The organism is Anaerovorax odorimutans DSM 5092 (assembly GCF_000426305.1).
Lineage (GTDB): Bacteria > Bacillota > Clostridia > Peptostreptococcales > Anaerovoracaceae > Anaerovorax > Anaerovorax odorimutans.
In genome coordinates this window covers 44,646-56,882 of record NZ_AUFC01000021.1, presented here as the reverse complement: position 1 = coordinate 56,882, position 12,237 = coordinate 44,646, and the positions used below count along the sequence as shown (strand labels likewise).

Here is a 12,237-nt window from a genome sequence, read left to right as displayed (position 1 = left end):
CCAAATGATAAGGCACTTTTAAAGTCCCTTTATCTTGCTACACTTCAAGCCACAAAAAAATGGAGCCAGCCACTTAAAAACTGGGGTAAGGTATATGGTGAATTTTCAATTATGTACGAGGAAAGATTCCAATTTTAAAAGCAGCAAAATATGGTAATAAATTACATCTTTATTAAAGATGTTCTTGACATGCTTAGAAAAATTTAATATATTGAAAACAGTTAAGGTCAGCTCAAATGAGCCGACCACATTTAAAATCTTATCATAGAAAGTTAATTTACAGACTTTTTTTCATACACTCTATATAATTTTATTTTCAGGAGGTTAATGTATATAAATTAATATATTATAAGGCAGAACACGTAAGTGGTGAACTGCCCTTTTTTCATTAGGTGATTTTTATTTATATTTATTCATGCATTCCTTTGTATTTTTTTTGTGTAGCCAATCCACCTCTAATATGTCGTTCAGCCTTATTGTTATCTAAAACGGTCTTTACTTCATGGGCAAGCCCCGGATTTATTTCAAGGAGCCGTTCTGTTATATCTTTATGTACTGTTGATTTTGAAACTCTAAATTTTTTTGCTGCCGCACGTACCGTGGCATTTGTCTCAAGTATGTATCTAGCTAACTCCATTACACGTTCTTCTATGTAATCTTTCATAATACACTACACTCCTTTAAATATAATTCACATGCACTTGATAACTTTTAGACAGTGCAAAATTGATTCATTATCCTATGTATATGAATCTAAGGACGAGGATATGAACTTTGATTATAAAATAGTTGAATATGAATATAGTTTAATTTTTCAGATAGGTATTATTTCTGTTAATCTAAAGGTAGTCTCCGTTTATAATACATAGAAAAAGATCAGGGCTAAATAAGGAAGAAATTAAATAGGCTAAGGTTGTTATTTTACTAAGAAATTTATACATATTATATGAATTAATTTATAACATGTATTTTATTGTTATTTTTATAAAAACAGGTATAATAATATACAAATGAATATTTAAGAGGCGGTGTATTTATGGGAAATGTAAAAAAACGGGAAAGTTGGGATATTGCATATGGCTTGATCAAAGTTGATGGATTAGAACCAACGCCTGAATTTAATAAATTAGTTGAAAAAGAAAAACGTGGAGAAATTAAAACAAAAGATATTATAAAAGAATTAAATAAAAAATATACAATGAAGGTATAGATATGAAAGATCCATATGTTTATCCAAATACAGATGTATTAATTAATAAACTGGGAACTAGAGATATAGAAAAGTTAAACAATGCTGAAGCAGATTTCACTGTAGTAAGGATGAAAGAACTTGATGAAAATCCAATTAAAGGGCAGTTTGATTATGAGCATTTAAAGAAAATTCATGCTTATATTTTTCAAGATATTTTTGAATGGGCAGGATTTGAAAGGACAATTAATATTGAAAAACCAGAATATGCTTTAAAAGGGATTTCTGTTGATTATGCAAAAGTAACTCAAATTACTCCAATGATAAATAAAGCATTGATAATTTTAAATGAAAATAATTGGCAAGTAATAAATCGGGAAGAAAGAGTACTAAAATTTACTAGGTTACTTTCCGATGTATGGCGTATTCATCCTTTTAGAGAAGGAAATACCAGAAGTATTTTAATGTTTTTTTATCAATTTGCTGAAATTAAAAATATAAGATTAGATAAAAAATTATTAAGTGATAATAGTGAGTAAGAAGTGCATTAGCTGTATCAGCTTTTTATTTAGAAGGAGAAATAGAAAGAAACTTTGATTATCTTATTAGAATTATGAAAGATGCTATGAAATAAAATATAAAAGAATAGAAGATAGAAAAAATGAACGGCTAAATTCTAACAGATTTAGTCGTTTATTTTTTATCATCTTTATGTACTATTGAACTTTGATTATAAAATAGTTGAATATGAATATAGTTTAATTTTTCAGATAGGTATTATTTCTGTTAATCTTAACATATAAAATTTATTAGAAAGTTTGGAAACTTTTAATAATTTAAAAAATTAGATTGACATTTTGCGTTAATTGTGTACAATTAATACAATACACAAATGTCAGAAAATTTTTAATTTTGCTAAAAATGCTAAAATTTGGTTTTTTCGAAATTCGTTATTATTACTATTTTATTATTATTACCTATTATTACTATTTTATTATTATTTAAAAAAGAAAAGACATTTGTGTAATAAATCTAATCATAGTATCTATGTGAGAAAGAGGAGGAAGAAGTATGGCAGATAAAATCGAAAATGCTGGCAATGAAGAAGTCACTTTACAACGTGACATAAAAGGTTGGCAAGTAGGAATGATTGCGCTTGGAGGAGTAATAGGTTCTTGTTACTTCTTAGGAGTAGGTTGGACTATAAGCGTTATGGGGCCGGCTGTATTAATAGCCTATGGACTTGTTGGGTTCATAGTATACGGACTTATGATTGCCTATGGTGAACTATTGGTTAATCTACCTCGTAAAGGCTCATTTGTTGCATACACAAATGAATTTTTAGGTGGAACTGTATCTGTTGGCTTTGGATGGGCATTTTGGTTTAATTGGGTTGCATATGTACCATCAGAAGCTATTGCAGTATCCATAGTGTTAAACTCCCTCGTACCTGGTAATATGTTCATGTATTCAATAGGAGCATTAGCAGGTATTACAATCTTAAATTCTCTTCCTGTAAAAATGTTTGCAAGAGTAGAATCAACTTTAGCTATGATTAAGGTTATTGCTATTGTTACATTTATAATTGCAGCTTTCGGTATATGGATTGGATTATGGGGACATAACGGATATTTAGGCTCTCAAAACCTTATTACAGATCCAATGAGTGGTATTTTTGACAACTTATTCCCGTTTGGAGGTCTTATAATTATTACACTTATGGTTACTGTTTTAGTATCATTCCAAGGTACTGAGATTGTAGGTTTGGCAGCTTCTGAAGCCCAAAACCCTGATAAAAATGTACCAAGAGCATGTAAAAGTGTTACTTATCGTATTGTAGGATTATATTTAATCCCAATTGCATTAGTAATACTACTTGTTCCTTATAACCAAGCAGATTTAGAAAATGGTTCCATATTTTCTTTTGCCCTTGCAAAATATGGATTGAACGGAGTGGCTGCGGTTATATCAGGAATTGTAATGATTGCAGCATTTAGTTGTGCAAATGCCGGGTTGTACGGAACAGTTAGATGCCTTTACGGCTTATCAATAGAAGGCCTTGCACCTAAATTCCTTTCCAAATTAAGTAATAAAGGAACCCCAAGAAGATGTGTTTTCTTTACTATTATTCCAATGTGGTTGGTTTTGATGTTAGGATATTTTTTACCGGATTCAAACTTTTATGCATACCTTTTGACAATGTCAGGATTTACGGGAACTTTGGCATGGGTTGGTATTATTGCATCACAGATGGTATTTAGAAAAAGATTGAGAAAAAGAGGTTATGTTCCGGAAGAAATGTTAAGAGCGAAAGTAAAACATGAGTGGATACCTGTTTTTGCCATGGTGGCGCAATTAATAGGCTTGGGAGCACTTGCATTTGATCCTGAAATGGCTCCAGTATTTCCACTGGCGGTTAGTGCTGTAATAGGACCTATGATAGTTTATCAAATTGTTAAAAAAATGGGAAAAACAAGAGAAATTGCTGCCTTAGATCCTGATGAAAAGACATTTGATCAAGCTTATCCGCCAATTAAATAAACAAAAGAAGATATTTTATAATTTTATAAAAAGATAAAAGACTCCTTCTGATAATTAACGCAGAAGGAGTTTTTTTAATGAAAACTAAAGCGCAGAATATAAAAATTTAAAAATTAATAAAATGGGCATTCACGTAGAGCTTTTAAATTAAATATTAAAGTAACAGTTAAAAATCAATTGACACAGATTTAAAATAATGTTATCATATAATTAAGTTAGCGTTAGCTAACTAATTTAATTATAATTTTTATAGCGCCATTTAGGCGCTTTCAAAAAGCTAAACGGTTAGCAAATGCTAACCAAGAACAAAAATTAAATAAAATAAATATTATATAAAAGCTCAAATTTGTGATAAAGGAGCATACAGCATAATATGCGGAGGTGTTAATATGTCAAAAGAATTAATTATCAGACACTGCTCACCAACACTGGCAGGACTTAAAACTGGAAGTATTTTTAATTGTTTTTATGAGAGTGAAGATGAATTGAATATGCAAATTGATATATGGAATAACGATTTAAGTTTAAAGGGGGTAAAAATAACTTTATTGAGAAAAAGCGGGGAAAAAGCACTGCTTTATGTTTATAGACCTAAAAAGCTTGAAAACGATTTAGCTCAAGCTGATGCAAAAAAATTTCTTATGTGTCATGGGTATTCTTCTTGCAATGTTCAAGATTGTATTGAGATACTATCAAATAAACTGATTGATTGCGAAGAGTTTCCCCATGAAATTGGTTTGTTCCTAGGATATCCACTGTCAGATATAAAAGCTTTTATTACAAATAAGGGCAAGAACTTTAAGTGTGTTGGCTGTTGGAAAGTATACTTTAATGAATGTGAAGCTATGAAAATTTTCGCAAAGTATAAAAAATGTACAAATGTTTACTGTAAAATGTTTACTCAAGGGGCATCTATTTTAAAATTAACGGTAGCAGCTTAAAATGTTGTTACTATAAAAGAATAATGTAGAAAGAGCCCAACGGATATTACTGTGTTTTTTTAATGAACAGAGTTGTAACAGGGTTGTTTCTGTATGGAAATAGATGTTATAATATTTTAAAGTAAATATGCTGCATTTGATTAATCTAGCGTGCTGAAAATAAGGGATCATTGAATCATATTTGCAATTATTAAACAGTTTGAGATTACATGTTCCAATGATTCCTATAATTCAAATAGCTTCACCGCAAGTTGTAAATCATTAAAGCCGTAAAAGTCATTAAATCATATTTTGTTATGCAGCATGAATATATAATATAGTACAAAGGAATAAAAGGATGGTTGGATATTAATGAGAAAAATTAAGATTCCCAAATCAGTAAAAAATGTACTTAATATACTTGAAGATAACGGATTTGAAGCTTATATAGTGGGAGGATGTGTAAGAGACAGTATCGTAGGGAGAACTCCAAAAGACTGGGATATATGTACTTCTGCAAGACCTATGCAGTATCTTAAATGTTTTGAAAATTTTCATATAATACAAACAGGTTTAAAACACGGAACTGTAACAGTGGTTTCGGATAATGAATTTGTGGAAGTCACATCTTTTAGAGCAGATGGCACTTATTCAGATAAAAGACGGCCAGATAATGTAATATATATAACATCTCTTGAAGACGATTTGAAAAGAAGAGATTTTACAATGAATGCATTATCATATAATGAAAAAGATGGACTTCAAGATTATTTTAGTGGGTTAAAGGATATTGAGAAAAAACAAATAAAATGTGTGGGAGATCCTGAAAAAAGGTTTGCTGAAGATGCATTGCGTATATTGAGGGCATTGAGATTCTGTGCGGAATTAGGGTTCGATATTGAAAATGAAACACTAGAAGCAGCTAAGATGCATGCAGAAAAACTTAAAAATATATCTGTTGAAAGAATATATAATGAATTTGCTCAGATGATTTGCGGTAAATATTGCAAAAAGGCTCTAATCTTGGGTGAAAATATTATAGAAGAATTTATTCCTGAAATAAATATTTTGATGAAAAACTGTAAATGGAATGAAACTTTAGATGTGTTAGACTTAAGCTCAAATAATAAAGTACTTAGGCTTGCCATTTTTTTCTGTAAATTTGATATTAAAGATAGAATTGAGATAGCATATAAAGTTTTAAAGAGATTGAAATGCGATAAACAAACGATGGAAACAGTAGTTACATTGATTAAATCTTTTAATGAAGAAATATACTCAAACAGAATAAGTGTAAAAAGATGGCTTAATAAATTGGGAGAGACAAATTTCAAATTATTGTTAGAATTTCATCTTGCTGATGTAAATACAGAGATTAAAAATGAGGAGAAACGTAAAAATTCAGAAGATATAAAGCAGGCTTTATTGATTCTGGATGACATTATAAATTCAGGGGAATGTTATAGTTTACGGGATTTAAATGTTGATGGAAATGATTTAATAAAAATAGGGGTGCCATATGGAAAGATGATAGGCAGTATACTTCAAAATCTTTTGGAAATGGTTATTAATGAAGATTTAAAAAATGACAAAGAAATACTTCTGAATCAGGTGAATATATGGCTAAAAAGTAATTATAAATTATTTGAAAAAATTTGTTGAAATTTATTACGGGAGGTGTATAATAGAAAGGATAGAAAAAATTATAGGAGGGGAAATTATGCTGTTTAATAAACTTATAATACAAAATAAAGATAAGAATAAATTATTTTTTTTTAATTGTTTATTAAATAATATAATTAACTTCTGTATTAATATTAAAAAAATTTATATAAAAAAATTAAGTAAAAACTTATTATTGATTAATATTTTAAGACCATTGGCGTAAGATATCGTCAGTGGTCTTTTAGCATTATAAAAAGTAATATTTGTATTATACAAAAAAATGAATAAAAAATGAATAAAAAATGAAAAAATATGCAAATGCCATTAATAATATACAAAAAACGTTGACTTTATGCAAAAACATTGTATAATTATAATAAAAAGTATTAAAAGGTAACAGTTATTATAAAATTATAAATGACAACGTAAGGGAAAGGAAAGAAACAATGGCTTATAAAGTTTTCATTGACGGACAGGAAGGTACTACAGGATTAAAAATATTTGAACGTTTTCAGCATAGAGATGATATCGATGTGATTACAATTGAAAGCGAAAAACGGAAAGATTTAAAAAGACGTTTGGAAATGATGAAAAAGGCTGATATTACGTTTCTTTGCTTACCGGATACTGCATCAAAGGAAATAATTGCTGAAGCTCCGATTTCTGCAAGAGTTCTAGACACATCCACAGCACACAGAACGAATAAGGATTGGGTATATGGATTCCCTGAGCTTAATAAAGAACAAAGAAAATTAATTAAAGAATCAAACAGAGTAGCTGTGCCAGGATGTCATGCCACAGGTTTTATATCTTTAGTTAACCCTTTAATTAAGTTAGGAATAGCAAATAAAGATTATCCTTTTACATGCCATTCCATTACAGGTTACAGTGGTGGCGGCAAAAAAATGATCGCAGAGTATGAATCCTCAGACAGAGATAATGAATTAAACAGCCCAAGAGAGTATGGACTTTCTTTAAAACATAAACATTTAAAAGAAATGAAAGCAATTACGGGAATTGATTATGCTCCGGTTTTTAGTCCTATTGTAGCAGACTATTATAGCGGAATGCTTGCCAGCGTCCCTATTCATACAAGAATGCTGAATAAAAAAATAACTCCAAAGGAGCTTCATGAATTACTGTCAGAGTACTATAGCAATCAAAATTTTGTAAAAGTAAAGGCATATGGTAAAGAGCCAGAAAGCGGTTTACTAGGATCAAACAATTTGTCAGGTAAAAATACCCTTGAGATTTTTGTCTTTGGAAATGAGGAACAGATTTTGCTTGCAGCTAGATATGATAACCTTGGTAAAGGTGCATCAGGTGCAGCTATGCAGTGTATGAATATAATGCTTGAATTGCCGGAGCAGACGGGACTTATATGAGTCCGGAGCTGATTTAAGAATGGCTGGTTTGCTTGATTTATATAGAATCAATAGTAAGGAGAAAAATTATGTATATAGAGTTTATAGATGGCGGTATTTGCGCTCCCAATGGATTTAAAGCTTCAGGAGTCCATTGTGGGATAAGAAAAAATAAAAGAAAAAAAGATTTATCTCTTATTGTCAGTGATATACAGTGCAATGTAGCTGCTGTATATACGAAAAATAAAGTAAAGGGAGCACCTATTTATGTTACAAAAGAAAATATAAAAGACGGACTGGCAAGAGCTATTGTATGCAACAGCGGAAATGCCAATACATGTGCCCCTAATGGTATGGAAATAGCACAGCAAACGTGTAAACTTGTAGCAAGAGAATTAAAGATAAGTCCTGCTGATGTAATCGTAAGTTCCACAGGAGTAATAGGGGAACCTATGTGTATAGAACCATTTGAAAAAGGCATACCAAAGGCAGTTAAAAAACTTAGCTATGAGGGTTCATCAATGGCTGCTGAAGGAATTATGACGACTGATACTGTGAAAAAAGAATTGGCAGTATCTTTCATATTGGGTAATAAAGAATGTCATATTGGCGGTATTGCAAAAGGAAGCGGTATGATCCATCCTAATATGGCTACTATGCTTTGTTTTTTAACTACAGATGTGGCTATTTCACAGGATATGCTGAAAAAAGCACTTAAATATGATATAGAAGATACATTTAATCAAATAAGTATAGATGGGGATACTTCTACAAATGATACCGTAGCAATAATGGCAAATGGTATGGCAGAAAATCCTATAATAGATGCAGAAGGTGAAGATTTTGAGTTTTTCTGTAAAGCTTTAAATACTATTAACGCAGAATTATCAAGAAACATTGCAAAAGATGGTGAAGGTGCAACAAAACTTTTGGAATGTATAGTTTCAGGGGCTCCAGATGTAAACACCGCAAGGATTATTTCAAAATCTGTAATAACTTCCAGTTTATTTAAAGCTGCCATGTTTGGAGAAGATGCAAATTGGGGCAGAGTTCTTTGTGCCATTGGTTATGCAGAAGTGGATTTTGATATAAATAAAGTTGATGTTGTTCTTTCTTCATCAAAAGGGAATGTGGAAGTTTGTAAATCAGCGGCATATAATCCTTACAGCGAAGATGAAGCAGCAAAGATTTTGGCAGAAGATGAAATAAAAATATTGATTTCACTAAACCAGGGCACAGCGAAGGGAAGATCTTGGGGATGTGATTTAACATATAATTATGTTAAAATTAATGGAGATTACAGAACGTAAGGAGATAATAATGCAAGAGACTAAAAATAGGGCTCAGGTGCTTACAGAAGCACTTCCATATATACAGAAATTTTTCGATAAAATAATCGTTGTTAAATATGGTGGCAACGCAATGATAAATGAAGAATTAAAAAATGCAGTAATGAGAGATATTGTTCTTCTTTCCATAGTAGGCATTAAAGTAGTACTTGTTCATGGTGGTGGTCCTGATATAAGTACAATGCTGAAAAGAGTAGGAAAAGAATCTAAATTTATAGATGGTCTCAGATATACAGACAAAGAAACAGCTGAAATTGTAGGTATGGTGCTTTCAGGTAAAGTAAACAAAAGTCTTGTTTCCATAATACATCATAATAACGGTAAGGCAATCGGGCTTTGCGGTGCAGACGGAGGAATGATACAAGCTGTTAAGATGAAGGGTAATGTGGATTTAGGTTATGTAGGTGAGATTACAAAGATTGATGCAGCACCAATTGAACTTGCAATGGACAATGGATTTATTCCTGTGATTGCCACAGTAGGAGTAGATCATGAAGGACAGATTTATAATATAAATGCAGATACTGCGGCGGCGGCAATAGCCGGCGCATTAAAAGCAGAAAAACTTATTTCCATGACGGATATAAGGGGACTTTTAAAAGATATAAAAGATGAAGAATCATTAATTACGAGAATTAAGACCACAGAAATTCCTAAATTGATAGAAGAAGGAATTATTTCAGGAGGAATGATTCCTAAGATAGAAAGTTGTGCTGAAGCAATAGAGAACGGACTTAAGGAAGCAGTTATAATTGATGGAAGAATAAAGCATTCAATTTTAATAGAGCTTTTTTCAGATAAAGGAATAGGTACTTTATTCTATTAGAAAGGATGATAATGTAAATGAATACTGAAGAAATAATGAAAAGAGATGCCGAAAATGTTATGGGTACTTATGCAAGATATGATCTTTGCTTAGAAAAGGGAAATGGTGCAACATGCTATTCTCCAGAAGGTAAAAAATATATAGATTTTTCATCAGGAATTGGTGTTAATTCCTTAGGATTTTGTGATAAAGGCTGGGTAGAGGCTATAACTAAACAAGCTAATATGATACAGCATATCTCTAATCTTTTTTACACGTATCCTTGCAGTAAGTTGGCTGAAATGGTATTGAAAAGAACCAGTATGCAGAAAATGTTCTTTGCAAATTCAGGAGCAGAAGCTAATGAAGGTGCTATTAAAACTGCAAGAAAATACAGCTTTCAAAAATATGGTGAGAACAGATATGAAATAATTACTCTGGTCAATTCATTTCATGGAAGAACCATGGCCACTATTACAGCTACTGGTCAAGAAGATTACCATAAATATTTTGCCCCATTTGTAAAGGGATTTTCTTATGCTAAGGCAAATGATATAGATGATGTTAAATCAAAGATTAATGAAAAAACTTGTGCAATTATGTTAGAACTAGTACAAGGTGAAGGCGGAGTTGTACCTCTTGAAAAAGATTTTGTTTCTAATATAAGTAAAATATGCAAAGAAAAAGATATAATATTTATTGTTGATGAGGTTCAAACGGGAATAGGAAGAACAGGTACCTTGTTTGCCTATGAGCAGTTTTCTATAGAGCCTGATTTGGTAACATTAGCTAAAGGTTTAGGTGCAGGACTTCCAATAGGAGGCATACTTTTCGGCAAGAAAACTTGTGATGTATTAAAGCCTGGGGATCATGGTACAACCTTTGGAGGAAATCCAATTACTTGTGCTGGAGGCATTGAAGTTTTAAAAAGAATAGATGATGCATTTTTAAAGGAAGTGTCTGAAAAAGGAGCTTATATAAAAGATGCAGTAGAAAAAATGGATAATGTGGTAAGTGTAACGGGTATGGGAATGATGTTAGGTATAGAAGTAAAAAATAAGACGGCAAAAGATGTAGTTAAAACTTGTATAGAAAATGGTTTGATTCCACTTACTGCAAAAGAAAAAATCAGATTATTACCACCTTTGACAATAACTTATGAAGAATTAGATGAAGGATTAGAAATACTAAAAAAAGCATTAAGTAATTAAATTGATTTGTTTAGCTTGTTTAAATTGAATTTATAACAATTGGTAGTTAAGGAGTAAGAAAAAAATGGAAAAAAGCAGTAAGGAAAAAGAGAAAAAAGATAAGAAGGCTTATTTAATCCTTGCAGATGGGACAGTGTACGAAGGTTACAGTTTTGGTGCAAGCGGTACATCTGTTGGTGAAGTTGTGTTTACAACAGGAATGACAGGTTATCAAGAAACCTTAACAGATCCAAGCTACTATGGTCAGATTGTAACACAGACATTTCCTTTGATTGGGAATTACGGATTGAATGATACAGATAAAGAATCTGCAAAGGTTTGGGTTAAAGGATATATTGTTAGAGAGGCGTGTGAAGAGCCTTCGAATTTCAGAAGTAAATATACAATTGATGAATATTTAAAATCTCAAAATATTATAGGATTATATGGAATAGATACAAGAGCTTTAACAAAAAAAATCAGAGAATATGGCGTAATGAATGGCGCTATTACTACCGAAATGCCAGTTGATTTAGACAGTTTTATTTCAGAACTTAAGAATTATGTAATAAATGATGCAGTAAAATCCGTATCGTGTAAAAAGGCTAAACGTTATAATTCAGAGGACAGTAAATACCATATTGTTCTATATGATTATGGATATAAGGCAAATATTTTAAGAAGTCTTATGGACAGAGGATGTGATGTGACAGTTGTTCCATATAATACCAGTTTGGCTGAAATAAAGACATTAAGTCCAGATGGTATTATGCTTTCAAACGGTCCTGGAGATCCTACCGAAAATATAGAACCAATTGCAATTTTAAAAGAACTTATGAAACTTAATATTCCTGTTTTGGGAATCTGCTTAGGTCATCAGCTTTTAGCCCTTGCTAACGGAGCTAAAACGGAAAAGCTTAAATATGGACACAGAGGTGCAAATCAACCTGTGGTAGATGTAAATTTAGATAGAATCTTTGTTACTAGCCAAAATCATGGATATGCAGTAATAGGCGATACAATACCAGAAGCAGTTGGGTTTGTAAGTCATTTCAGTGCAAATGATAAAAGCTGTGAGGGTATTGAATATTCCAATGGAAATGCATTTACAGTTCAATTCCATCCGGAAGCTTGCGGAGGACCTCAGGATACACAATACCTATTTGATAAGTTTATAGCAATGATGAGTGAGAAAAAGTAGAGGTGCAGTGAAA

General features: G+C 31.4%; 11 protein-coding genes and 1 pseudogene. 11 read left to right on the top strand and 1 reads right to left on the bottom strand.

Annotated features, from left to right (window positions below):
- Positions 1-138: pseudogene (locus K292_RS19630) on the top strand (IS256 family transposase); the annotation flags it as partial.
- A 271-nt stretch (positions 139-409) separates the two neighbouring features.
- Here K292_RS19630 and spoIIID read toward each other — a convergent pair.
- Positions 410-664: a sporulation transcriptional regulator SpoIIID gene (gene spoIIID, locus K292_RS0108975; RefSeq protein WP_027399555.1), complete on the bottom strand. Its 255-nt coding sequence runs from the start codon at positions 662-664 to the stop codon at positions 410-412.
- Positions 665-1,036: 372 nt separating this feature from the next.
- Here spoIIID and K292_RS18835 point away from each other — a divergent pair, with 372 nt between their 5' ends.
- From K292_RS18835 to K292_RS0108920, 10 genes are all read left to right on the top strand, one after another.
- The gene (locus K292_RS18835) at positions 1,037-1,210 is read left to right on the top strand and encodes an antitoxin VbhA family protein (RefSeq protein WP_169515449.1); all 174 of its coding nucleotides are present in this window, start codon (positions 1,037-1,039) and stop codon (positions 1,208-1,210) included.
- Between the two features lie 2 nt (positions 1,211-1,212).
- Positions 1,213-1,728, top strand: coding sequence for a Fic/DOC family protein (locus tag K292_RS16605; protein WP_051280572.1), 516 nt, complete (start codon positions 1,213-1,215; stop codon positions 1,726-1,728).
- 532 nt (positions 1,729-2,260) lie between these two features.
- A complete protein-coding gene (locus tag K292_RS16600) occupies positions 2,261-3,730 on the top strand; it encodes an amino acid permease (RefSeq protein WP_051280570.1) in 1,470 nt (489 codons plus the stop codon).
- Between the two features lie 389 nt (positions 3,731-4,119).
- Positions 4,120-4,671 (top strand): DUF3793 family protein, encoded by a 552-nt coding sequence (locus tag K292_RS0108955; RefSeq protein ID WP_027399554.1) that lies wholly within the window; start codon positions 4,120-4,122, stop codon positions 4,669-4,671.
- 351 nt (positions 4,672-5,022) lie between these two features.
- Entirely contained in the window at positions 5,023-6,312 is a 1,290-nt protein-coding gene (locus tag K292_RS0108950; RefSeq protein WP_027399553.1) for a CCA tRNA nucleotidyltransferase, read from the top strand.
- A gap of 449 nt (positions 6,313-6,761) precedes the next feature.
- Positions 6,762-7,700: an N-acetyl-gamma-glutamyl-phosphate reductase gene (argC, locus tag K292_RS0108940; protein WP_027399552.1), complete on the top strand. Its 939-nt coding sequence runs from the start codon at positions 6,762-6,764 to the stop codon at positions 7,698-7,700.
- A gap of 68 nt (positions 7,701-7,768) precedes the next feature.
- Positions 7,769-8,989 carry a bifunctional glutamate N-acetyltransferase/amino-acid acetyltransferase ArgJ gene (argJ, locus tag K292_RS0108935; RefSeq protein ID WP_037372904.1) on the top strand — a complete coding sequence of 407 codons (1,221 nt, stop codon included), beginning with the start codon at positions 7,769-7,771 and terminating at the stop codon, positions 8,987-8,989.
- A 10-nt stretch (positions 8,990-8,999) separates the two neighbouring features.
- Positions 9,000-9,854: an acetylglutamate kinase gene (gene argB, locus K292_RS0108930; protein WP_027399550.1), complete on the top strand. Its 855-nt coding sequence runs from the start codon at positions 9,000-9,002 to the stop codon at positions 9,852-9,854.
- Between the two features lie 17 nt (positions 9,855-9,871).
- Complete coding sequence (locus tag K292_RS0108925) at positions 9,872-11,044, top strand: aspartate aminotransferase family protein (RefSeq protein WP_027399549.1); 1,173 nt, start codon at positions 9,872-9,874, stop codon at positions 11,042-11,044.
- A 64-nt stretch (positions 11,045-11,108) separates the two neighbouring features.
- Positions 11,109-12,224, top strand: a complete 1,116-nt coding sequence (locus K292_RS0108920) for a carbamoyl phosphate synthase small subunit (protein WP_027399548.1) — start codon at positions 11,109-11,111, stop codon at positions 12,222-12,224.
- The last annotated feature ends 13 nt before the right edge of the window (positions 12,225-12,237 follow it).

Coding starts and splice junctions, on each gene's coding strand:
- spoIIID (WP_027399555.1), bottom strand. CDS start 664: ATGAAAGATTACATAGAAGAACGTGTAATGGAGTTAGCTAGATACATA.
- K292_RS18835 (WP_169515449.1), top strand. CDS start 1,037: ATGGGAAATGTAAAAAAACGGGAAAGTTGGGATATTGCATATGGCTTG.
- K292_RS16605 (WP_051280572.1), top strand. CDS start 1,213: ATGAAAGATCCATATGTTTATCCAAATACAGATGTATTAATTAATAAA.
- K292_RS16600 (WP_051280570.1), top strand. CDS start 2,261: ATGGCAGATAAAATCGAAAATGCTGGCAATGAAGAAGTCACTTTACAA.
- K292_RS0108955 (WP_027399554.1), top strand. CDS start 4,120: ATGTCAAAAGAATTAATTATCAGACACTGCTCACCAACACTGGCAGGA.
- K292_RS0108950 (WP_027399553.1), top strand. CDS start 5,023: ATGAGAAAAATTAAGATTCCCAAATCAGTAAAAAATGTACTTAATATA.
- argC (WP_027399552.1), top strand. CDS start 6,762: ATGGCTTATAAAGTTTTCATTGACGGACAGGAAGGTACTACAGGATTA.
- argJ (WP_037372904.1), top strand. CDS start 7,769: ATGTATATAGAGTTTATAGATGGCGGTATTTGCGCTCCCAATGGATTT.
- argB (WP_027399550.1), top strand. CDS start 9,000: ATGCAAGAGACTAAAAATAGGGCTCAGGTGCTTACAGAAGCACTTCCA.
- K292_RS0108925 (WP_027399549.1), top strand. CDS start 9,872: ATGAATACTGAAGAAATAATGAAAAGAGATGCCGAAAATGTTATGGGT.
- K292_RS0108920 (WP_027399548.1), top strand. CDS start 11,109: ATGGAAAAAAGCAGTAAGGAAAAAGAGAAAAAAGATAAGAAGGCTTAT.